Genomic DNA, 20,240 nt, shown 5'->3' on the forward strand with positions numbered 1-20,240 from the left:
GGGTGATTAAATCATGATAGAGATAAGAGAAATATGCAATATAGACTATAAAATAGAGAAATTACAATCTTATTGTATGAAAACAAGTTGTGGAGATTGTCAATTTCCACTTAAAGAATGTGGATATATCAACACAAGAATCTTAGATAAAGAATACATAGAAGATTATATAAAAATTATAGAAGAATGTTATGAACTTATACAAGACTAGAATAGGGTGATTTTATGATAGATATCCTTGATTTGAAAGAGAAGATATTAGAAGATGATAACAATGTAAGACTAATCCTAGAAAGCATTGGTTGTGATAGAATAAGTGGAAATATGAAAGAGTATAGATGTGCCAAGGATGAAAAAGACCCAAATGCAACAAGAGTTTGTGTAAAATTGAATGAAAGTTTATCAGCTAAGATATATGATGCAGTTCCAGTAAAGGGTGATATATTTACAATAATTATGTCACTCAAAGGGGTTGAATTAGTTCAATCAATAGCTATTTGTTGTAAAGCACTAGGAATAGAATACAACTTATCTGATAAATACGTTTCTAAGAAAAAGACTAGAAAAGCTTTTGGAGGATTCTATTCTAAAGTGCAAAAAGAGTATGATGTTGATTATGATTATTATGATGAAGCACTACTAAATTCTTTTCTCAATAAAGGAAATACAATGTTTGCTAGAGATGGGATAGCTTACGATATTCAAACAATTTTCAATGTAATGTTTGACATAGAAACCAATAGAGCTGTTTTACCGTGGAGAGATTCTATTGGGAGAATTATAGGAATTATGGGTAGGTATATGGCAAGTGCTGAATACTGTAATGAACATAATATAAGCAAATGGCTACCATTAAAAGGATTAAACTTTCCTAAGAGTAATTTCTTGTATGGATTTTATGAAAATTATCATCACATACAAGAAAGTGGAGTAGTTTATGTTGGAGAAAGTGAGAAATTTCCATTACAAAATGCTAGTTATGGTGTCAGATGTACTACTGCAATAGGTTCACATGACGTATCAGATATTCAAAGAAGGTTATTAATGTCATTAGGAGTAGATATTGTACTAGCCTTTGACCATGATGTAAGTGATGAATTTAAAGAAGAACAATGTTTAAGATTTAAATCAAGCAGTAGTATGTTAAGAAGAAGGGTTGGATATATAAGCACAGAAGGTATATTAAAAGAAAAAGAATCACCAAGCGATAATGGTTTTGAGGTTTGGGAACAATGTACAAACAATATTGTTTGGGTTATAGAAGATTAAAGGGGGAGAAGAACATGGGAACTAGAGAACAACATCCAAAATTAAAAGAATTATTTATGAGAGGTATTCCAGTTTATTCATATAGTAAATTAGATACTTTTCATCAATGTCAATATGGTTATTATAGAGGATATGTCCTAAAGGAAAGGTCAGCAGATAATATATATAATTTAATTGGAACAGTAATTCATGATGGGTTAGAAGCATTGTACAATGAAGATAAACCAATGGAAAAAACATCGGAAGAATTCCATAAGTGTATATTAGATGCAAGTGACAAAGGAATTAAATTTCCAGAAAACCCACCAACAACAAAAGTTAATTACTTAAAGAATATGGAACACTTCTTTAAGAATTATAATAAATTAGATACTAAAATGATGACAGAGCATTTTGTACTACTCCAAATACCAAGAGTTGAAAATCCAGAAGATGACTGGGATTACATTTGGATTCAGATGTACATAGATTCAATTATTCCTTGCAAGGAAGAAATAGATGGTAAGGAAGTTAGAACATTGATAGTTAATGACTGGAAAACATCTTCAAAATTCAACAAAGAAAAACTTCCCAAGGCTGGTAGACAGTTGTTAATGTATAAGCTTGGTCTTGAACAAAGCTTATCTTATGAAGTATCTAAATTGGGTTGGACTATGCTAAAATACGTGTATTGTTGCACTCATAAGAAAGATGGTAGTGTTAAAAGGTCAGCATTAGTAGAGAGAAAAGATTCAGTTAAATACTTTACAAAACCTTTAGTTAAAGACTTAATAAAATCTGGAATGGATACTATGGATGCAGAACTTTTAGTAGGAAAATGTGTAGCACAAAATTCAATGGAGTATCTTCCAGAAGAAATTAGTTCTAAATACTGGATAGAAGATTGTTTCTTAGAATATGGCTTCAATGATGAGATTATGGAAGAAATGGTGCAATGGATTAAAGATACAGTTTTTGAAATAGAAAGTAGAAAAAAGGACGAAAAGAACTTTAAACCTTGTGACATAGAAAAGGAAAGTTATTTCTGTAACGTGTTATGTGGACGTTCGAATTGTCCACATTTGCTAAAGTTTAAAGAAGATAATAAAGAAGCGTACCAAAAGAAAAAGGCAGAAGAAGAAATAGCTGATAACCTAAACCAACAACAAGCACCTTCATTTGACTTTGATAGTATGTTTAGCTAATTAAGATATTCAAGATGGTTTTGCAACAAAATACTCAAACAAAAGTATTTACAAAACCATCTTTTTAGTATATAATGGTCACATATGAAACAAAAGGGAGGGAGATATTCTTTGTGAATAATAATTTTTATGTTTATGAACACGTAAGATTAGATGATATGACTACATTTTATATTGGAAAAGGATGCAATGATAGAGCATATACAATAGGAAGGAATCAGTATCATGATAGAATTGCAGATAAACATGGTTATATTGTAAGCATAATCAAAGAAAATTTAACAGAGGTTGAAGCACATGAATTGGAAAGAGATTTAATAGATGATTATGTTTTTAACTTAGGTTATAGCATAGCTATAAATGGATATAGAACAAAATCACCAGTTGGTAATTTGACAAACCAAACATGGGGTGGAGATGGAAGTGTTGGTTACAGACATTCAGACGAATCAAAAGAAATTATGCGAAAATTAGCAATTGGAAGAATTTTTTCAGAAGAGACTAGAGAAAAATTAAGCATGGCTAGAAAAGGGAGAGTTATTTCAAAAGAAACTAGAGAAAAGTTAAGAATATCTTCTAGCAGAGAAAATTTATCTGCTCATAAAAGAAGACTTCTTAGCGAAAGACAATTAGGTTCAAAAAACCATTCTGCAAAAAAAGTAATTTGTTTAACTACTGGAATTGTTTATGACACTGTGAAAGAAGCTTCTGACAAGAACAATTGTGATAATAGTGGTATAGTAAAATGTTGTAAGGGGTTAAATTCTACTTGTGGTAAATCTGAATCAACAAATGAAGGCTTACGATGGGCTTATTTATCAGATTATGAAAACAACACTATTAAAAAACACAAATCAAAAAGCAAGAAGGTTATATGTAAAACGACCGATAAAATATTTAAATCATATGCAGAAGCCAGTAGGTTTTATAATTGTAGCAATCATATAAAAGAATGTTGTGAGAAAAGAAGAAATTTTTGTGGTACAAACCCTTTAACTGGTGAAAAATTGCAATGGAAATACTATGAAAATAAGGAGGTAGATATTGATGGTTAAACCAACGTTGCCAAGAGCAACGAAACATTCGGAGAATCACTTACATAGTTGTTATAGCATATTAGATGGTCATGGCACTCCTAAAGAAATATTAGATAGATGCAGAGAAGTTGGAGTACCATCATTATGTGTAACCGAACACGGAAACCAGTTTAGCTGGTTTTACTTTGCAAAATTACAAAAAGATTACCCAGATGTTCAGATAAAGTATGGAGTTGAGTTTTATGAAGCTTTAGACCATACAGTAAAAGACCCACAAAACAAATATTATCATTTAATATTAGTGGCAAAAAATCAAGATGGATTAAAAGCAATAAATGAACTTATATCAAAATCAGAAGATGGCAAGTATTATAAACCTAGAATAGATTTAGAGCAGATAAAACCTTATGGGAAAGACTTGATATGCTCAACAGCTTGTTTAGCTTCTAAGTTATCAAGAACAAAAGATGTTATTAAATGTATTGGATACATAAATGACTATAAAGAAGTTTTTGGAGATGGATTTTTTTTAGAAATACAATGTCATGATGATGAACATCAATCAGAATATAATAGAAAAATCATTGATTTGGCTAAAATGACAGATACTCCATATATGATAACTTCTGACGTTCATTATACCGACCCAAGTATGAGAGAAGCACATTCTTATTTTATCAATATAAATAGAGATAATGCTGATATAGAGAATACTGGGGAAGTTTATGATGGTTGTTATATACATGAGACAGATGAAATATATAACGTGATGCTAAAAAATGGTTTTACAGAAGATGAAGTAACAATAGGTTTAAATAACTCTATAAAATTCGCAAATATGTCTACTGCAAAAGTTGAGTTTGGAAAGCCAGAGTTACCAAAAGCAAAAATTCCAAAAGCATTTAAGAGTGAGGAAGAATACTTTCAATTCTTAATCATGAAGGGTTGGAAAGAAAAGATATTAAACAATGTTAAAGATGGAATATATTATGATGAATACTATAAACCACATCCATTAACAGATTACTTAGCAAGGCTTAAAGAAGAATTTGATACAATGAAGGATATGGGTTTTATAGGATATCACTTAATTGTTCAAGAGTATATGAATTGGGCTAAAGATAATGGTATCCCTACTGGATTTGGAAGGGGGAGTGGGGCTGGTAGTTTAATCAATTATCTGTTAAATATTACAAATATAGAACCAGTTGCAAATGGATTGTTATTTTCAAGATATCTTAATAAGGAGAGAGTTACAAATCCAGATATAGATTCAGATTTCTCTTCAAGAGGTAGAGGATTAGTATTCGAACACTTAAAAGAAGTTTATGGAGAAGAATATGTTGCACAGATTATAAACTTCTCATTTATAACTCCTAAAGTAGCCATTAAGGATGCTGGTCGTTGTTTAAACAAAAAAACAAAGGATATGGATGCTTTAGCAGAGTTTATGACTTTAGACACTGTGTTAGAATCAATTCAAGCAAATAGTGGAAATGAAAAACTTTCAGAATTAATACTTCAACATCAAGATGTTATAGATTTAGCTAGTAAATTTGAAGGAAGACCAAGAAATTTATCAACTAACGCTTGTGGTTCAGTTATTAGTTCTAAGAAGATTTCAAACTTCTGTGGAACTTTAAGAGGTGAAGAAGGAGAACAATTACTACAAGTTGATAAAACAATATGTGAAGAACTTGGAATGGTTAAAATGGACTTGCTAGGACTTAATACACTAGATATTATAGAAGATACTATGATAAAGCTAGGGAAGACTTATTATGATATTAAGGATATTCCACTGAACGACAAAGCAACTTATGAATTTTTGGCAAAAGGTAAATTAAGAGGTGTTTTTCAGTTAGAGGGAAATAATATGACAAAGTTCTTTATGAAGCTTAAACCTCAAAATCTGGAAGATATCTGTGCTGGAATTTCACTTTATAGACCAGGGGCAATGCAATTTATTGACAATTATCTTGATTGGAAAGAAGACCCTTCAAAAATAACATATTTAACTCCATTGCAAGAAAATGCACTCAAAGCAACTTATGGTTGTATGGTTTATCAAGAAAATGTGCAACAAATACTTGGAGACTTAGCTGGATTCAGTTATGCACAAGGGGATGTTGTTCGTAGAGGAATGTGTAAAAAGATAGAAAAATATGTTTTAGAACAAAGAGATAATTTTGTTTATGGCAATGAAAAACTGAATATCAAAGGGTGTATTCATAATGGGATTAGTGAAGAAGTTGCAATCGAAATCTTTGAAGAAATGACAGCTTTCTCAAACTATGGATTTAACAAGTCACATGGATTTAGCTATGGAAAGAAAACATATTTTACAGCTTATTTATTAACACATCATCCATTAGAATATATGTCAAGTTTACTTTCTCACACTGGTGATAATACTAAAGTTTCTCAGTATTTAACACAATGTCAAGACTTAGATTTAAAGATTCTTCCGCCAGATATTAACAAATCTAAATTAGATTTCTCTTTACAAGACAATGCTATTCTGTATGGAATAGGAAGTTTGAGTAATGTTGGAAAACCTAGTGTTGCACAAATTGTTAAAAATAGACCATACACAAGTTTTGAAGATTTTATAGAAAAGAACGCTTCTGATAGCAAAGAAGAAGGTTATGTAAAATTAGATAAGTCATGTTTATTAAGCTTGGTAAATGGTGGTTGCTTTGATAATATTCCAATGAAGGAAAATGGAGAGTTGGTTGCGAGAGATAGGTTAATAGCAGAAGTTTTATTCAGAGTAGTCAAGATGATAAAGAAAGCAACAACTGTTAATTGTGAAGAAATCTTTGTCAATAAATTATTAGATGTTAAAGAGTTTACTAAAGAAAAGAGAATATACGACTTGCACAAAACACTATTGACAAAAAAGATGAATTTAAATCTAATAAAAGATGATGGTTTGGTTGTACAAGTTAAAAACAACTACTCAACAGAATGTTATGAGATTACTGAAAAATCTTTAAAGATAGATAAAAAGAAATATGAAAAAGAATATGATAAACACTTAACAAAATTAAAAGATGCTATCAAATCAAATGGAGAAAAATTCGCAAAACAAATAAACAAATTTAGATTGATGAAAGAATTTACAGAATATAAGAATGGAAGAAATGCTAGTGATTTAGAGTTTGAGAGTACAAGTTTTTATTTCTCTGATTCATGGTTAAAAACTGCAAAAGAAGATTATGATATAAATGAATTTAATGAAATTCCAGATTTAGATATGGATGAAGTAGGCTACTATAGTAAGAAAGAATTATACTATATAGCTGGTGTTCTGATAGGGAAGAATAAGAAGCATAATGAAATAATCGTAATGACTAATAGTGGATGTATAATTGTCAAATTAGGACAACTTCTATATAATACTGTAGCATCTGATTTAAAGAGGTGTGACAAACTATTCCTAGAAGGATATCGTGGAAATGGATTCTTCCGTTGCGAACATTATGAGTTTGGAAAGTCAAATAAGTTAAAAGCATTAAAGGTGATATAATAAAATAATCAAATAAACATGGGGGAGGTATTACATGACAGAAGAAATAATTTTTAGAGTTATAATAGATAAATGTATAGGTGTATATTCTGATAATTTCAGAATATATGCTTGTACTCCAACTGAACAGAGAGATGATTTAGAATACAACAAATATGGAAATGTGTCTATAAGTGGTAAGGTGTGCGAACTTACACTTGGACAAGAGTATGAGATTGAAGGAAGAAAGAATAAGTATGGTTATGAAATAGTTAAGTTTCATAGAGACAAACCTACTGACCTAGAACAAAACAAGAAGTTTTTAATGGAAATAATATCTCAAAGAGATGCTGAATCATTACTTAGTGTTTATCCAAACATTGTTCAAATGATTATAGATGACCTAGTAAAAGATATAGATTTATCTAATGTAAAAGGTGTTAAAGAAGCAAAATTTGAAAAGATAAAGACAAAAGTTATGGAGAATTTTGTATTAATAGACTTTATAAGCGAATTTTCAAAATACGACATAACTGTTAATATGGCACAAAAGATGTATGATACTTTTACATCTATAGAAACAATGAGAGAACAAATGAGAAAAGACCCTTATTCAACATTGTGTTCAATTGGGGGTGTAGGATTTAAAAAAGCTGACAGTATGATATTGAACGTAGAAGATAATCAAAAAATGAGGAGGTCATTACAAAGAGCAAAGGCTTGTGTAAAGTTTGTATTAACTGAAAATGAAGGTAATGGAAATACTTGGATTAGCTTAGATAATATTATAAGAAGATGTAACGAATTAATTCCAGAAAGCGTTGATTTCTTATTAGAAGCTTTACAAAGTCCAGAGATTCATATTAACAAGGCTAAGAAACAAATTTCATTTAAGAAAACTTATAATACAGAGAAATATATTGCTAAAAAACTATTGCAAATACTTAATGTAAAGTCACCATTGTTTACAGATGTTTCAAAATATTATAGAATTGGTGGATTTGAATTAGGAGATGACCAAAAGAAAATCTTATCAGAGTTTTGCAAGAATAACATAAATCTTTTAGTTGGGTCGGCGGGTTCGGGAAAATCAGCCAGTGTTAAATCAATCATAACATTATGTGATGATTTACATCTATCTTATGCACTAATGACACCGACTGGAAAATCTTCAATAGTTTTAAAGAACTTTACAAAAAGAGATGCGGGTACTATCCATAGAAAACTAGGCTTTAATCCAAGAGAAGGTTGGGGTTATAATGAAGACAATAAAATCCCAGTGGACGTAGTTATAGTTGATGAAAATGGTATGACAGATATATGGTTAATGAAACACTTACTTGAAGCAATAGATGTATCAAAAACTAGATTGCTATTTGTTCAAGACGATGCTCAACTCCCTTCCGTTGGGGCTGGGAACTGTGCTTATGACTTTATAAATAGTGGGATAATTCCTACTACAAGATTGAATAAAATATTTAGATATGGAGAAGGTGGACTTTTACAAGTAGCTACAAAAATTAGATTAGGTGAAAAATATTTGGATGAATATTCAAAAGATGTTCAAATATTTGGAACTAATAAAGACTATATGTTCATACCTTCCGAAGACCAATATATAAAACAATATGTAGTTAATATTTATAGAAGATTATTAAATCAAGGTGTAGACCCAAGTGAGATAATGGTTTTAAGTGGGAAAAACATAGGTGACAATGGAACTATAGATTTAAATGGAGATTTACAAAAAAACTTTAATCCAGAAAAAGATGATAAGCCTTTTGTTAAATATGGAGAAACAGTATTCAGAAAAGGCGATATGGTTATGCAAGTGGTTAATAACTATTCTGCTTTAAATGATGAAGGTGATGAAGTAACAATAACTAATGGAGAAATTGGAAAGATTGTAGAGATTAGATGGGGTACTGTTTATGTTAAATTTGATAGAGATACTATTGTATATGAAAAGGGTGATTTAGGAGAATTACTACTTGCTTATTCAATATCAACTCACAAAAGTCAAGGGTCAAGTATAGATAATGTTATCCTTGTCACTCCAAAAAGTCACACATGGACTTCAAACAAGAATATTTTATATGTTGGAGTTACAAGGGCGAGAAAGAAAGTTTTCCATATTTCATTACCAAGTACAGTTAATCAAGTAATTAAAAAAAGTGCTGAATTACAAAGAAATACTTCAATGATAGATTTAATTCAAGAAGAGTATGAGGAAATGAATAAAACATTAAAAGGAGAGAGAGTATTATGAAAAATTTAGAGATGTATTTTGAGGTAGGTGGAATTACTTCAAAAGAATTAATGTATATAGTAGAGGAAGATGAGATAAATATTTATTTATGTTCTGACGAAGATTCAGAAGATACAGTTTGGGTATTCGAAAAATCAACTGGTATATGTATAAATGATAACACAATGTTTGGGGCTAGAAGATTTATAGAAATATTATAATTATACGGAAAGGGTATCAAATGATGTATAAATAATCAGTTTATACATCATTTATACACGAAATAACAGATAAAATGAACATTTTATTTGGTGTTTTAAATAGGAGGGGTAAGGATGAAAAGAGTTATTGAGGATTTATCAAACGTTGGCATAACAAAGGCTATAGGTTATCTGCCAATTAAAACCTTACACAATGAAGGATATACAGTAGATGTTATTAAAGACTTTGCAAAGGCTAGAAATTTAAACTTCTTAGAATTTAAAGATGGTGAGTGTCATGTCTTCTCTGGTGCTGTTGTTCTTTATCATAAAAATATGATTAAAGAGATATTGATTGAAAGATACGACATACTCAAAACAAATAATTGGCATATGTTAAGACCTAGTATCCTTGTAAACAGAATAATGATGGAATATATATTGAGATGGCAACAGCCAGAATTATATAAGGTTATCGCAGAGATGTTTAATGACCCAAGATTTGATTATAATATAGATAGTAATAGCGATGAATGGATTGATGATGTTTATAAATGTATTGACAAATTAATCAAATAAATAATAGCCTAAAAGTATTGACAATAATTAGCTTTTAGGCTATACTTATATCAAGATGAAGGGAGGATATAGAATGAAAAAAACAAATCTTACAGAAGAGGATTTTGAGTATCTTTTAGATATGTTTAGGTACATAATAAATGTTTCATTTATGAACAATAATGAATTATATGAAAACATATCTAAACAATTCAATGTAGAAGGTATTGAAGAAATGGCAATAAGAGATAATGTTTGTCCAAGCTGTTTTAATGAAGGATTGGATTCACAAAACATATATAATGAAGAAGATGATTACAACAATCCAGATGGAATAGTTTATGAATGTTCTGAATGTGGTTGGAATAGTGAACACTTATTATAAAATAATCAAACAAATATTATACAAAAGAGGTATTTTATGAAATATATAATTTACAGAGAGGAGAAAATAAAATGTATAAATGTATAAAAGGATTTTTAATAGAAGTTTGTGATGGGGATGGATTTACAATCGAAAATGAGTATATGAACATTGAAAAGGGTACTATGTGGAATATTCCAGAAGATGAAGATTATAGACTTATAGGTGGAGAGGTAAGACTTGAAAATGAAGAATGTGGATGGATTGAAACAACCAGAGAGCATTTAGCAGAACATTTTGAAATTATTTGTGAAAGTGAAGAAGATAAACTAAATAAAGAAATAGATAGATTATACTCAAAAATTGAAGATGGAACTATGGAACAAAACAGTATAGAGTTATTTACTTATATGTGGTTAGCTGAATTAAGGGATAGAAGATTAGAGGAAAATATATAATTTGAAATTAATGCGAAATAGTGAGGTGTATTAATGAAAGTTAAATGTATTGATGATAATATCACAGAACCATATGGAGATTTTACACTTGGTAAAGAATATATGGTTATTGAAGAATTAGAAGATATGTATTGTGTAATAGATGATGTTAAAGATAGAAATTATGTGGCTAAAAGCAGTTTTAAAATAATTCAATAATTAAGCGGTATAATTCGCAATTCAAACATAATACTAAATAAAATCATAGATTTGAAAATAATCAAAGAAAGAGGTGAATGTATGGAAAGAGAATTCACTGCGAAAGAGTTTATAGTAGCTTTTTATGATGGAGTTAGCCATCTATGCTTTGATGAAACTAGATATTCTTTTGAAGATTTTGATAAGGCATATGAGTATTATATAAAATATAATGAGTATGCACAATTAGACGAATTTGGTGATGCGGATTATGTAAAATTATATGCTGTAGTTGATAAGGACAATATGGGATTAATTTTAATAGGAGACCGTTGAAAGGAGGTTTTAATATATATGAACATATCAGAAATCTTAGAAACACTAAAAAAACAAGGTATTGAAGCTTTGGAAGTCGAAAGAGAAGGTAATAAAATAATGATAGGATATTTTGATGAAATTTCTTCAATTATTTTTATAACAGTGCAAGATGGAATTGTTATAGACATATCATTCCCAAGGCAAGATAAATTAGAGTGGTTGTGGGATTTATACGACCTACAAATAGAGATATTCGATTGTTAAACAAATCAAAGATAGAAAGGAGATGTATATATGCAGAAAAATAAAATTACTTGCTTTGCTCTAAGTTTGGCATTAAGTTTTACAACATTTCAAAGCTTGGAGGTAAAAGCAAATAATTTATTTCAAGCAGAGCAGTCAACTGAAAATGTTAAGTTTGAAAAAGATTATGATTTAAAACAAATAGAAAAATTAGGAAGAGAAACAAAGCAAAAGAGAGATGAAGAAGAGAGAAAACAAAGAGAATTGGAGCAACAGAGATTAAATGATATGACCAGAACTCCACACTTTAATCCATATAATGTTAAAGAGTTGAGTAATCTAAGTAGAGGTCAAATATATAAAATGCTTGATGGAACTGCATTAGTAACTTTAACAGATGCTTTTTATTGGTATGAGCAAGAGTTTCAAGTTAATGCAATATTCTTAGCTTCAATAGTAGCACTAGAATCTTCATGGGGTAGAAGTGATGTTGCAATAGGGTATAACAACCTTACTGGATATATGATAAAAGGTGACTATAGATATTTTACAGATTGGGGTGAATCCCTTCAAGAAACATTTAGATTGATTGGAGAAGAATATGTAACAGAAGGTGGTTTATTTTATAATGGAGTTTCTATATCAGAGATAAACATATTATATTGTGAGTTAAGTAATTGGGCAGATAAAATCACAAACATTGGTCGTGAATTTATTGATAAAATAAACAAATAATTTTATGATAATATTATAAAATATAAAGGAGTGTGTTTTAAAATGGAAATGATGAATGATATTGAAAGAGAAAAAAGGTTGGCTAATAGTAAGAAGTTAAGTGATTTCACAACAAACTTGTTTAAATTACAACAAGAGAAAGATAGTAAGATGGACAAACAACTACTTGACGAAATTCAACTTTTGCTTATTAGAAAGACACAGCCATCAAATGAAAAAATGGAAACTATCCAAGAAGTCTTTGACTTTATTAAAAAATATATTTAGAGGTGTTTTATAATGATGAAATATGAAAACTTAGGTGCAACTGTTACAGTTACAGATACAGAGATGAATGTAATGATACCTATAAAAAATTTAGTTAATGGATTTAACCTTAATCCAGTGAATTATGGTGGCGATAAGGTTAAAGAAGGAAAAGAGATTGCCTTTGCTGAACACGTAGGAAGAGCATTAATAGAAGCATCTCTATCCGAAACTGGTGATAGTTATTTTATGAAAGCTTGTGATAGGGTTTTTGATGATATTATAGATGGTTATGAGGATTTTATAGTGTATAGAATAGATGAAAAATAAATAAAAGAGGAGTGTATTGATATGAGTAATACTGGATATGAATCTTGTAGGAAATGTGGAAGTTTAAATGTATTTTTCAAAGAAGATAGTAATGGAGAAGAGACTAATGGACTGTATTGTAGAGAAGGTTGTGGATTTATTAAATGGGTAGGTAAAAAGCAATTACCTTATATAGAGCAACAAATAAAAGAACAGAAGGATTTAGCAAAAAAGGTGAATACAGACCCATTGCAACACTTAGGAATATATACTTTGAAAGATTGTATCAAACAAAAAGAAGCAGAAGTAAGTCTTGTAAATAATTCTTATAACAGAGGTGTATTAGATGGATTAAAATTAGCATTAGCAATTATGGGAGGTAAGTAATATGGAAAATATGTTAAATGGATTTGGAGATATAATTCAAGTAATAGCAGATACTTTGAATGTGTCTGTAGACTTTGTACAACAAAATGGAATGGAGTATTTATTAGAGTTTGGGAAGTATAGTTATATATCATCAATACCTTCAAGATTATTTGGAGGTCTGCTATTATCTGTACTTATACTCATAGCAATTTCAGTAATTTTATTTGGATTATTTGAGTTTAAACCAAAAACTAAAAAGATAAAAATTTTTGTAGCTACAATGTTTACACTTGTTTTCTTAACATCATCGCTATTCCCTTTTGGAATGGAAACACTGAAATTTAAAATGTCTCCACAAGTATATTCGATAGAAAAAGCCTATGACAAATTGAAAGGTAGGTAAGTGATTATGACTATAGAGCAAAGGGAGAGATTGATATGATTTTTACCAAGTTTTTTATAAATCTAGAAATAAAAAGACAAGAAAAAAGATTTCAAAAAGACATGGACAGATTTAAAAAGTTAGAATTAAAAAATATAAAAAAGAAGATAAAAGGCTGTCTATCAAGTGGTGGTATTCTTACTTACATAACATATGAAGAAAATGTAGAAAAACTTAGAAAAATGGGATTTAAATTAGAAGCTTATTGTGACAACTCAAAAGTTCTTATTTACAATTATAAAATATCATGGAAACATATGTTAAAGGGGGATTAAAACCAATAGAGAGGAGATGGTATGGTGAGAATTGAAACATTCGTTGAAGAAATGAAGAAAAAGAATCTAACAACTTGGGAAATAATATGTTTAGATGCTTATGCTTGTAAAGAGTATTTAACAACAGTTGGAAGTTTGAAAGATAGAAAAACTTTCTATGACAGAACTATAGAATTTAAAAAGTTTATGGAAGGATATAAGGAACATGAATAAATATATAGAGTATTTTAAGTATGTAATAGAACATAAGAAAAATGTGTTTATAGAATGTTGGAAAGAAGGTTTGTATATTCATGCTTTCGCACATGACTTAAGCAAGTTTTTACCTTCCGAATTTATTCCATATGCTATTAATTTTTATGGAGAAAAGGACTGTAAAAGATGCAAGGATTATATGAATTGTAATTATAATCAGATGGGATTGGGAAGTGGCAAGTGGGCTAAAGAATGTATTGATTATAATTATAAAGAGTTTGATAAAGCTTGGAAACATCATTATCAATACAATAAACATCATTGGGAATATTGGATAGGGTTAAGGATGCCAGAAAAATATATAAAACAAATGATATGTGACTGGAAAGCTATGAGTAGAAAGTTTGGAGATACAGCACAAGAGTTTTACTGTAAGAATTACGACAAGATTCAATTAGAACATAATTCAAGAGTAAACTTAGAATTTGAATTAGGATTATTAGGTGAGGCAGTAATATTTAATATGACATGGAAACAGCTATGTGAAAGACAAGGGAAGACAATAGAGGAAGATTTAAAAGAGTTAGAATATATAAAATAATAAAGAGGTGATAATTTGATATGAAATTTAATAGTAAGGCGTTCTATGCAATGGAAAATATAAGGGCAGAAATAGAAGATAAATTAAAAAGTGTTAAAGGCAATAAACCTATGGAAGATATTTATAAAAACCAATTAAAAATAGTCAATAGATGTATTAATACATTATACATATAACATTATAAAAGAGGTATTTTATAAAGATTAATTAAAAAAGGAAGGGATGATTAAATTATGGGAATAGCAAGAACTATTTCAGAAAAATCTATTGCACAAGGAGATTTAATATTATTAATACACAATGAAAGACCAACTAAAAGTGGTTGGTGGAGAAAAGTGAGGAATCAAGAAAGCAATGAGGAATCTAAAATATATTATGTTTTAGAAAAACCTATGCACAAAGATTTTGATGCAGAGGATAAAGAAATATCTGTGACACATAGAGAAAATGATTTATATGTTATGTTGGCAAACACTCTTAGCTATGGACAAAAATACACAGACAAGTATAATGTATTGCTAGATGTAAGAGGTGTTGATGCAGTTCAACTAGTTCTTAATGACTATGATTTAAACAGTATAAATTTACGTTCTCATAATGTTAAATTTACAAATGATTATGAGAAATTCTCACACTATTATTCTAAAAGATATACAAAGACTAATTCTTTAGAAAAGATTGCAAACAATTTTATATAAGGAGGAATTATAAATGATAATAACATTAACAATATTATTAATATTTTTTGGATTTTTTACACTAATGCTAACCAATAAACTTTTAAGTAGTTCTTTAAATAAACTTGAAATTTTCTTTTATTTATTATCAATAGTTGTCACTGCTATAGTAGCTGGGATGTTATTCGGTGGATTAACTATTTGTGGGATAGGTTTATAGGAGGTTTTAGATATGTCAAGAATAAAAGAGATTAAAAAACAAATAGATAATTTGCAAAGAGAACTAGCAAATTTAAAATTATATGGTGAAAAATACTTAAAAGCAATTGAAGGTGGTGCTAAATTCGGTATCCCAGATGCTCAAGATATGTTTGGTGCTTACTTCCCTTGTGAATTATTAGAAGTTGTTGATAGGGATAATTTTGTAATAAAGATTTTTGAACCAAGCATTAATGCAACTCATGTTGAAGATGTTTTTGGATTAACTATAATTAAATAACAGATTAAAAGGGAGATGTATTAAATGAATAGATACAAAACCAAGATAGAATATAGGGAGAAAATAGGAAAGTATATCTTGTTGGTTTTGAAAAATGGTCATTGGGTCAAACATGGAATATGTCAAAATACAATTACACTTTGGGAATATAAAGAAGATATTTTAGAATTTATTGAACAAAGTGGGAATTATGAACTAATAGGAGAATAGTTAAATGGATAGATGGAAGGAATATTATAAACAAGAAATATTTTTATTAAACCTAAAAACATTTAAGGAAAAAGAAATATTGATTTCTTTCATAGATTGTTCTTGTAATGAAGCGTTTGGACTAGAATTGCAAGAATTGACAAGAAGAAGAGATTATTTGGAGTATTTGTTTTGGATAAGTAAATCGACACTTCTTGAAGAAGGAAAACATCTATATTTTGCATTAGGAAATATGGCGTTAAATTATCAATCTGTAATATCAGAAAAGTTAAAAGAGTTAGAGGGTGAGAGCAATAAGTAAGTTTGAATTAAGTCTATCAAAGAACTATGTTTCTAATTGGACAGTTCAAGATGGATTAAGAGAGTTTTTGCAAAATGCAATAGACCAAGAGAATACAGTTGAAAACAATGAAATGTCAGTTGAATATAACAAAGAAGAAAAGCAATTAAAAATATCAAATAAAAAGAGTATTTTATTTACCAACTCATTATTACTAGGGGCATCTACAAAGACTTATGATGATAATACAATAGGCTGTTTTGGAGAAGGTTATAAGATAGCATTATTAGTATTAACAAGATTAGGAAAACCAGTTACAATATATAATTATGGAGCAAAAGAAGTATGGACTTCAAGATTTGTTAATTCCAGAAGATATGGTGATGAAGTATTAACTATATTTGTTGATAAGAAATTTGTTTGGCAATCAGTTCCAGATGAAGACTTAACTATAATAATAGATAATATAACAGAGGAAGAATATGAAGGATTAGTGGAAAGAACTTTATTTTTACAAGGTGGTATGGAAGTTCGTCAAGGAAAAAGGGGAAAGGTTTTAATAGATTCTAAGTACAAAGGCAAGATATTTGTAAATGGATTATTTGTATCAACTCAGCCAGATTTAGAATTTGGGTATGATATTCAACCTAAATATTTAGATATAGGAAGAGATAGAAACCTTGTCAATTCTTTTGATATTCAAAAGCAAACATCTTATATATGGAGAGAAAACAATTCTGATATGCTTATGGATTTAGTTAAAAGAAATTGTCCAGATGTATCATATTTAAATTATTGGGGATATGGAGCAGATTTTTATGAAGAGAAAGAAAAGGTTCAAGAAATATCAGATGATTTGTATGAAGAATATTCTTCAACAATGAATAATGAAAACATAGCATTTGTATCAGATTTGCAAGAATTTGAAAGTGTAAAAAATGAATATGAAGATGTTACACCTATATTAGTTGGTAGTAATGTTAAGACAATGATAGAAGACAATTCTTGTAAATACAAAGAAAAACAACAAAAATTTAAAAAGAGAGTTCTAACAACACCTCAAAAATGGGAAATTTGGAAGAGAAAGAATAGGTATCAGCTAACCACAGATGCTTGGAGAGAATTAGATGCAATAATAGAAGAGTTCAAAAGATAAAGAGCCACAAAATTAAGTGGTTCTTTTTTATATCCAAAAGTATTGACAAAATAATCAAATAATGATATTATAAGTTCGTAAGATGAAGGGGGAGAGAAAATGGATAATAAAAAGATGTTGCAGTTTCTAAATAATCAAATAAAAGAAATAGATAGAAAAATAAATCAATTAAAAGATGATTATATTGAATACGAAACATTTGACGAAATAAAAAATTCTATAAGGTATTTTGGAGAATCGCAAAAGTTAAAAGGCAGTAAATCAGCATTAGAAACGATTAAAAAAATTATTGAAAATGAGGTGGAATAAATAAAAATTTCAATAATTGAATTGATTAACAAAACACACAGATGCAATGAGAGTATAGAAAATGGAGTTGTTATTCAGTTTCGTAAAAAATTTGATAAACGAAATATTGAAACTGATTATGAAACATGGAGATTATTTACTATAGAAATGGATTCTTGTTCTGGGAAACCATATTTCAAACATATAACTAGATTTTCATATTGTCCATGCTGTGGTATAAAATTAAAAGAAGTAGGAGGAAATTAAAGTGGATTTATTAGAAATAGGATTAAAATTAGGAAAACTAGAAGGATTAATTTCACAATTAGATTGTGGAGATTGGGAAAGTTATAAAGATACTAAAAATGTAGAAATCAAAAGGTCAGCTTTGGAGTTAATTAAGGGAATAGGAGAAGAACTTAAGCAAGAAGAAAATAATAATGATTGGGTGAAAAACGATGATTGGGTTAATATGGATGATATTATAAGGGAATTAAGGGGGGAGCAAAATGAAAAATAATCACGATTATATATTCTCAATTAGAGAAAAATATATGGATTTAAGTTTAGTTAATAATACAAAAGAAACACATGATTGGAATGAGAAAGAAAAATATTCACACTATAGAATACTAGAAAAGGTTTTAAATTATCTTTCAGAAATTAGAGGTTTTTATGTGGGAGATGATGAAAGAATAATGAGAGAATATCCAAGTTTAGGTAAAGACCATTGGCAAGGCAAAAAGAAAGATTTAGAATTTAAAGCTGAAAGATATCCTAGAGGTTTTGAAATAACATTTTACCAAAATGTAAATTATGAAAATTATAATGGTGGGTATTATGATTTTGATAGATTTGAGTTAGCACCATACTTGATTAGATTAATGTGGATAAAAGAAATGAAGTTACTAAAAGAGTATGTCAAAACATTAGAAGAAGATATAGAAATTGAAGAAGATAAAGTGTATAAACTAGCAGAAGACAGAATTAAACAAAATTTCCAAAGACACTTCGACAATACTATAACTATGGATTCAAAACTTTCAGATTTAGATGGTTTAGAAGGTTGTGAATCATATAGAAAAAATGGATATAAACATAATAGTTTTGATAGAGATGGAAAGCTTATTATAAACGGTCAAATAAAATATTTTAGAGACTACAAGGGAAGATTGCAAAGAGGTAAAGTTTATCATAACATTAATAATATGTGGTGGGTTATACTGAATGATACAAATTATACTAACAGAGGTACTTTTGACTTATTTGACTTAACAAAAAAAGATTTGTTACAAAGAAGAGTTCAACGAACTAGAAAAGAAGCTAAAGAAAGAAGTAGAATATATGCAAAAAAGTGTTTTAATAATAAACTAACATATAATGACGTAACAAGAAAAGATATTGAACTACTTCATCAAATGGTTTCAGAAGAATTGCAGATATGTAATGAAGAAAAAATCTCAATGAAAATGACTATAAACCCAGTTATAAAGACTAAGTGTAACAAGAAAAGAAGAATTGAACACGCTTTCTTATATGTAGATGCTCATTATTTTGAAAGAAGAGAATGTATAAGCTTTAATAGAGATGGGTTTATAGGGTTTGCTGGTTGGGCTGATAGTGGAAATATTGTTCCTATAATTAGGGCTTTTGAAAAATGGTGCAAAGTATTGATAAAAAATAAAGAGGATTCTATAATTAAGAAAACAAAACAATCAAACAAATTTAAAAAATCTTTACAAAATATGAATAAAGAAGATTTGGATGAAGTTAGAAAATTGTTAAACGAAATGGAAAAGGAGGGTTAGTTTTGAGAGCAATATTAACAATTAAATATAGAGAAAAAGATAAATCTTCTAGTTGGGAATATACAAATGAATTAATTGAATATGAAAATGATGAAGATGTTCATAACTTTTGCAAAATACAAGAATTTGAGTTTGAAAAAGCTGGATATGAATCTCAATTTTCATGGATTAGATTTTATGAAAAAGACATTATAAATTTAAGAGGAAAAAGTGAGTTGTTAAAAACAAAGATTAAGGGGATAGAAGATTTTTATGCAAACAATTTATAAGATTAAAAATAAAGATGGTCAATTTTCTTCTGGTGGAGAATGTCCTCAATGGACAAGCAAAGGCAAGGTTTGGAAAGCAATTGGTGGATTGAAAAATCATCTAAGATTAATTCGTCAGAAAGATATCTATAATGGTTGTGACATAATTGAATATGAAACAATACAAAAGTCAATTATACCAGTTGAGCAAATAATTTTTGAGCAAACTCAAAAAGATAATGAGGAAAAGATAAAGCTTCATAATGAAATAGCACAAAGAAAGAGAGAAGAAGAACTCAAAATGTTGGCTCAATTAAAGGCGAAATATGAATAGA

At 28.8% G+C, this 20,240-nt stretch carries 34 protein-coding genes; all 34 read left to right on the plus strand.

What is annotated here, in order from left to right; genetic code table 11:
* Positions 1 to 13 precede the first annotated feature (13 nt).
* The 34 genes from ACZJV1_RS19675 to ACZJV1_RS19840 all read left to right on the plus strand — a co-directional run bounded on the left by ACZJV1_RS19675 (position 14) and on the right by ACZJV1_RS19840 (position 20,239).
* The gene (locus ACZJV1_RS19675; RefSeq protein ID WP_463652464.1) at positions 14 to 211 is read left to right on the plus strand and encodes a hypothetical protein; all 198 of its coding nucleotides are present in this window, start codon (positions 14 to 16) and stop codon (positions 209 to 211) included.
* 14 nt (positions 212 to 225) lie between these two features.
* A complete protein-coding gene (locus ACZJV1_RS19680; RefSeq protein ID WP_463652465.1) occupies positions 226 to 1,269 on the plus strand; it encodes a DNA primase in 1,044 nt (347 codons plus the stop codon).
* Between the two features lie 14 nt (positions 1,270 to 1,283).
* Complete coding sequence (locus tag ACZJV1_RS19685) at positions 1,284 to 2,453, plus strand: PD-(D/E)XK nuclease family protein (RefSeq protein WP_463652182.1); 1,170 nt, start codon at positions 1,284 to 1,286, stop codon at positions 2,451 to 2,453.
* A 113-nt stretch (positions 2,454 to 2,566) separates the two neighbouring features.
* The gene (locus tag ACZJV1_RS19690) at positions 2,567 to 3,508 is read left to right on the plus strand and encodes a GIY-YIG nuclease family protein (protein ID WP_463652183.1); all 942 of its coding nucleotides are present in this window, start codon (positions 2,567 to 2,569) and stop codon (positions 3,506 to 3,508) included.
* Positions 3,501 to 7,022, plus strand: coding sequence for a DNA polymerase III subunit alpha (dnaE, locus tag ACZJV1_RS19695; protein ID WP_463652184.1), 3,522 nt, complete (start codon positions 3,501 to 3,503; stop codon positions 7,020 to 7,022). The genes ACZJV1_RS19690 and dnaE overlap by 8 nt, the downstream gene beginning before the upstream one ends.
* Positions 7,023 to 7,056: 34 nt before the next feature.
* A complete protein-coding gene (locus ACZJV1_RS19700; protein WP_463652185.1) occupies positions 7,057 to 9,270 on the plus strand; it encodes an AAA family ATPase in 2,214 nt (737 codons plus the stop codon).
* Entirely contained in the window at positions 9,267 to 9,470 is a 204-nt protein-coding gene (locus tag ACZJV1_RS19705; protein WP_463652186.1) for a hypothetical protein, read from the plus strand. The genes ACZJV1_RS19700 and ACZJV1_RS19705 overlap by 4 nt, the downstream gene beginning before the upstream one ends.
* A 114-nt stretch (positions 9,471 to 9,584) precedes the next feature.
* Positions 9,585 to 10,028: a hypothetical protein gene (locus tag ACZJV1_RS19710; RefSeq protein WP_463652187.1), complete on the plus strand. Its 444-nt coding sequence runs from the start codon at positions 9,585 to 9,587 to the stop codon at positions 10,026 to 10,028.
* A 73-nt stretch (positions 10,029 to 10,101) separates the two neighbouring features.
* Positions 10,102 to 10,392: a hypothetical protein gene (locus ACZJV1_RS19715; RefSeq protein ID WP_463652188.1), complete on the plus strand. Its 291-nt coding sequence runs from the start codon at positions 10,102 to 10,104 to the stop codon at positions 10,390 to 10,392.
* Between the two features lie 71 nt (positions 10,393 to 10,463).
* Entirely contained in the window at positions 10,464 to 10,829 is a 366-nt protein-coding gene (locus tag ACZJV1_RS19720) for a hypothetical protein (protein ID WP_463652189.1), read from the plus strand.
* Between the two features lie 33 nt (positions 10,830 to 10,862).
* Entirely contained in the window at positions 10,863 to 11,027 is a 165-nt protein-coding gene (locus ACZJV1_RS19725; RefSeq protein WP_463652190.1) for a hypothetical protein, read from the plus strand.
* Between the two features lie 81 nt (positions 11,028 to 11,108).
* Positions 11,109 to 11,342, plus strand: a complete 234-nt coding sequence (locus ACZJV1_RS19730) for a hypothetical protein (RefSeq protein ID WP_463652191.1) — start codon at positions 11,109 to 11,111, stop codon at positions 11,340 to 11,342.
* 18 nt (positions 11,343 to 11,360) lie between these two features.
* Positions 11,361 to 11,588, plus strand: coding sequence for a hypothetical protein (locus ACZJV1_RS19735; protein WP_463652192.1), 228 nt, complete (start codon positions 11,361 to 11,363; stop codon positions 11,586 to 11,588).
* Positions 11,589 to 11,618: 30 nt separating this feature from the next.
* Positions 11,619 to 12,302, plus strand: coding sequence for a glucosaminidase domain-containing protein (locus ACZJV1_RS19740; RefSeq protein ID WP_463652193.1), 684 nt, complete (start codon positions 11,619 to 11,621; stop codon positions 12,300 to 12,302).
* 42 nt (positions 12,303 to 12,344) lie between these two features.
* The gene (locus tag ACZJV1_RS19745; protein ID WP_463652194.1) at positions 12,345 to 12,569 is read left to right on the plus strand and encodes a hypothetical protein; all 225 of its coding nucleotides are present in this window, start codon (positions 12,345 to 12,347) and stop codon (positions 12,567 to 12,569) included.
* Positions 12,570 to 12,581: 12 nt separating this feature from the next.
* Complete coding sequence (locus ACZJV1_RS19750) at positions 12,582 to 12,878, plus strand: hypothetical protein (protein ID WP_463652195.1); 297 nt, start codon at positions 12,582 to 12,584, stop codon at positions 12,876 to 12,878.
* Between the two features lie 21 nt (positions 12,879 to 12,899).
* A complete protein-coding gene (locus ACZJV1_RS19755; protein ID WP_463652196.1) occupies positions 12,900 to 13,244 on the plus strand; it encodes a hypothetical protein in 345 nt (114 codons plus the stop codon).
* A gap of 1 nt (position 13,245) precedes the next feature.
* Positions 13,246 to 13,629, plus strand: coding sequence for a hypothetical protein (locus ACZJV1_RS19760; RefSeq protein WP_463652197.1), 384 nt, complete (start codon positions 13,246 to 13,248; stop codon positions 13,627 to 13,629).
* Between the two features lie 35 nt (positions 13,630 to 13,664).
* The gene (locus ACZJV1_RS19765) at positions 13,665 to 13,943 is read left to right on the plus strand and encodes a hypothetical protein (protein ID WP_463652198.1); all 279 of its coding nucleotides are present in this window, start codon (positions 13,665 to 13,667) and stop codon (positions 13,941 to 13,943) included.
* Between the two features lie 21 nt (positions 13,944 to 13,964).
* On the plus strand, positions 13,965 to 14,156 hold the full coding sequence (locus ACZJV1_RS19770) for a hypothetical protein (protein ID WP_463652199.1): 192 nt from the start codon (positions 13,965 to 13,967) through the stop codon (positions 14,154 to 14,156).
* Positions 14,149 to 14,739, plus strand: a complete 591-nt coding sequence (locus ACZJV1_RS19775; protein WP_463652200.1) for a DUF5662 family protein — start codon at positions 14,149 to 14,151, stop codon at positions 14,737 to 14,739. Before ACZJV1_RS19770 ends, ACZJV1_RS19775 begins: the two co-directional genes overlap by 8 nt.
* A 20-nt stretch (positions 14,740 to 14,759) precedes the next feature.
* Positions 14,760 to 14,915, plus strand: coding sequence for a hypothetical protein (locus tag ACZJV1_RS19780; protein WP_463652201.1), 156 nt, complete (start codon positions 14,760 to 14,762; stop codon positions 14,913 to 14,915).
* Positions 14,916 to 14,972: 57 nt separating this feature from the next.
* Positions 14,973 to 15,437 (plus strand): hypothetical protein, encoded by a 465-nt coding sequence (locus ACZJV1_RS19785; RefSeq protein WP_463652202.1) that lies wholly within the window; start codon positions 14,973 to 14,975, stop codon positions 15,435 to 15,437.
* A 13-nt stretch (positions 15,438 to 15,450) separates the two neighbouring features.
* Positions 15,451 to 15,636 (plus strand): hypothetical protein, encoded by a 186-nt coding sequence (locus ACZJV1_RS19790; RefSeq protein WP_463652203.1) that lies wholly within the window; start codon positions 15,451 to 15,453, stop codon positions 15,634 to 15,636.
* Positions 15,637 to 15,648: 12 nt separating this feature from the next.
* A complete protein-coding gene (locus ACZJV1_RS19795) occupies positions 15,649 to 15,915 on the plus strand; it encodes a hypothetical protein (RefSeq protein ID WP_463652204.1) in 267 nt (88 codons plus the stop codon).
* Positions 15,916 to 15,939: 24 nt separating this feature from the next.
* Positions 15,940 to 16,125 carry a hypothetical protein gene (locus ACZJV1_RS19800; RefSeq protein ID WP_463652205.1) on the plus strand — a complete coding sequence of 62 codons (186 nt, stop codon included), beginning with the start codon at positions 15,940 to 15,942 and terminating at the stop codon, positions 16,123 to 16,125.
* Between the two features lie 4 nt (positions 16,126 to 16,129).
* Entirely contained in the window at positions 16,130 to 16,426 is a 297-nt protein-coding gene (locus tag ACZJV1_RS19805) for a hypothetical protein (protein ID WP_463652206.1), read from the plus strand.
* On the plus strand, positions 16,410 to 17,561 hold the full coding sequence (locus ACZJV1_RS19810) for a hypothetical protein (RefSeq protein WP_463652207.1): 1,152 nt from the start codon (positions 16,410 to 16,412) through the stop codon (positions 17,559 to 17,561). Before ACZJV1_RS19805 ends, ACZJV1_RS19810 begins: the two co-directional genes overlap by 17 nt.
* 99 nt (positions 17,562 to 17,660) lie before the next feature.
* Entirely contained in the window at positions 17,661 to 17,870 is a 210-nt protein-coding gene (locus tag ACZJV1_RS19815) for a hypothetical protein (protein ID WP_463652208.1), read from the plus strand.
* 21 nt (positions 17,871 to 17,891) lie between these two features.
* On the plus strand, positions 17,892 to 18,116 hold the full coding sequence (locus ACZJV1_RS19820) for a hypothetical protein (RefSeq protein ID WP_463652209.1): 225 nt from the start codon (positions 17,892 to 17,894) through the stop codon (positions 18,114 to 18,116).
* Position 18,117: 1 nt separating this feature from the next.
* A complete protein-coding gene (locus ACZJV1_RS19825) occupies positions 18,118 to 18,369 on the plus strand; it encodes a hypothetical protein (protein WP_463652210.1) in 252 nt (83 codons plus the stop codon).
* On the plus strand, positions 18,359 to 19,657 hold the full coding sequence (locus ACZJV1_RS19830) for a hypothetical protein (protein ID WP_463652211.1): 1,299 nt from the start codon (positions 18,359 to 18,361) through the stop codon (positions 19,655 to 19,657). Before ACZJV1_RS19825 ends, ACZJV1_RS19830 begins: the two co-directional genes overlap by 11 nt.
* Positions 19,658 to 19,659: 2 nt before the next feature.
* Positions 19,660 to 19,926, plus strand: coding sequence for a hypothetical protein (locus ACZJV1_RS19835; protein ID WP_463652212.1), 267 nt, complete (start codon positions 19,660 to 19,662; stop codon positions 19,924 to 19,926).
* Complete coding sequence (locus ACZJV1_RS19840; protein WP_463652213.1) at positions 19,910 to 20,239, plus strand: hypothetical protein; 330 nt, start codon at positions 19,910 to 19,912, stop codon at positions 20,237 to 20,239. Before ACZJV1_RS19835 ends, ACZJV1_RS19840 begins: the two co-directional genes overlap by 17 nt.
* The last annotated feature ends 1 nt before the right edge of the window (position 20,240 follow it).

This window comes from Clostridium sp. LS3 (genome assembly GCF_055330225.1).

Excerpts from the sequence above, each read along its gene's own strand:
- ACZJV1_RS19675 (WP_463652464.1), top strand. The coding sequence starts at position 14 with ATGATAGAGATAAGAGAAATATGCAATATAGACTATAAAATAGAGAAA.
- ACZJV1_RS19680 (WP_463652465.1), top strand. The coding sequence starts at position 226 with ATGATAGATATCCTTGATTTGAAAGAGAAGATATTAGAAGATGATAAC.
- ACZJV1_RS19685 (WP_463652182.1), top strand. The coding sequence starts at position 1,284 with ATGGGAACTAGAGAACAACATCCAAAATTAAAAGAATTATTTATGAGA.
- dnaE (WP_463652184.1), top strand. The coding sequence starts at position 3,501 with ATGGTTAAACCAACGTTGCCAAGAGCAACGAAACATTCGGAGAATCAC.
- ACZJV1_RS19700 (WP_463652185.1), top strand. The coding sequence starts at position 7,057 with ATGACAGAAGAAATAATTTTTAGAGTTATAATAGATAAATGTATAGGT.
- ACZJV1_RS19705 (WP_463652186.1), top strand. The coding sequence starts at position 9,267 with ATGAAAAATTTAGAGATGTATTTTGAGGTAGGTGGAATTACTTCAAAA.
- ACZJV1_RS19710 (WP_463652187.1), top strand. The coding sequence starts at position 9,585 with ATGAAAAGAGTTATTGAGGATTTATCAAACGTTGGCATAACAAAGGCT.
- ACZJV1_RS19715 (WP_463652188.1), top strand. The coding sequence starts at position 10,102 with ATGAAAAAAACAAATCTTACAGAAGAGGATTTTGAGTATCTTTTAGAT.
- ACZJV1_RS19720 (WP_463652189.1), top strand. The coding sequence starts at position 10,464 with ATGTATAAATGTATAAAAGGATTTTTAATAGAAGTTTGTGATGGGGAT.
- ACZJV1_RS19725 (WP_463652190.1), top strand. The coding sequence starts at position 10,863 with ATGAAAGTTAAATGTATTGATGATAATATCACAGAACCATATGGAGAT.
- ACZJV1_RS19730 (WP_463652191.1), top strand. The coding sequence starts at position 11,109 with ATGGAAAGAGAATTCACTGCGAAAGAGTTTATAGTAGCTTTTTATGAT.
- ACZJV1_RS19735 (WP_463652192.1), top strand. The coding sequence starts at position 11,361 with ATGAACATATCAGAAATCTTAGAAACACTAAAAAAACAAGGTATTGAA.
- ACZJV1_RS19740 (WP_463652193.1), top strand. The coding sequence starts at position 11,619 with ATGCAGAAAAATAAAATTACTTGCTTTGCTCTAAGTTTGGCATTAAGT.
- ACZJV1_RS19745 (WP_463652194.1), top strand. The coding sequence starts at position 12,345 with ATGGAAATGATGAATGATATTGAAAGAGAAAAAAGGTTGGCTAATAGT.
- ACZJV1_RS19750 (WP_463652195.1), top strand. The coding sequence starts at position 12,582 with ATGATGAAATATGAAAACTTAGGTGCAACTGTTACAGTTACAGATACA.
- ACZJV1_RS19755 (WP_463652196.1), top strand. The coding sequence starts at position 12,900 with ATGAGTAATACTGGATATGAATCTTGTAGGAAATGTGGAAGTTTAAAT.
- ACZJV1_RS19760 (WP_463652197.1), top strand. The coding sequence starts at position 13,246 with ATGGAAAATATGTTAAATGGATTTGGAGATATAATTCAAGTAATAGCA.
- ACZJV1_RS19765 (WP_463652198.1), top strand. The coding sequence starts at position 13,665 with ATGATTTTTACCAAGTTTTTTATAAATCTAGAAATAAAAAGACAAGAA.
- ACZJV1_RS19770 (WP_463652199.1), top strand. The coding sequence starts at position 13,965 with ATGGTGAGAATTGAAACATTCGTTGAAGAAATGAAGAAAAAGAATCTA.
- ACZJV1_RS19775 (WP_463652200.1), top strand. The coding sequence starts at position 14,149 with ATGAATAAATATATAGAGTATTTTAAGTATGTAATAGAACATAAGAAA.
- ACZJV1_RS19780 (WP_463652201.1), top strand. The coding sequence starts at position 14,760 with ATGAAATTTAATAGTAAGGCGTTCTATGCAATGGAAAATATAAGGGCA.
- ACZJV1_RS19785 (WP_463652202.1), top strand. The coding sequence starts at position 14,973 with ATGGGAATAGCAAGAACTATTTCAGAAAAATCTATTGCACAAGGAGAT.
- ACZJV1_RS19790 (WP_463652203.1), top strand. The coding sequence starts at position 15,451 with ATGATAATAACATTAACAATATTATTAATATTTTTTGGATTTTTTACA.
- ACZJV1_RS19795 (WP_463652204.1), top strand. The coding sequence starts at position 15,649 with ATGTCAAGAATAAAAGAGATTAAAAAACAAATAGATAATTTGCAAAGA.
- ACZJV1_RS19800 (WP_463652205.1), top strand. The coding sequence starts at position 15,940 with ATGAATAGATACAAAACCAAGATAGAATATAGGGAGAAAATAGGAAAG.
- ACZJV1_RS19805 (WP_463652206.1), top strand. The coding sequence starts at position 16,130 with ATGGATAGATGGAAGGAATATTATAAACAAGAAATATTTTTATTAAAC.
- ACZJV1_RS19815 (WP_463652208.1), top strand. The coding sequence starts at position 17,661 with ATGGATAATAAAAAGATGTTGCAGTTTCTAAATAATCAAATAAAAGAA.
- ACZJV1_RS19830 (WP_463652211.1), top strand. The coding sequence starts at position 18,359 with ATGAAAAATAATCACGATTATATATTCTCAATTAGAGAAAAATATATG.
- ACZJV1_RS19840 (WP_463652213.1), top strand. The coding sequence starts at position 19,910 with ATGCAAACAATTTATAAGATTAAAAATAAAGATGGTCAATTTTCTTCT.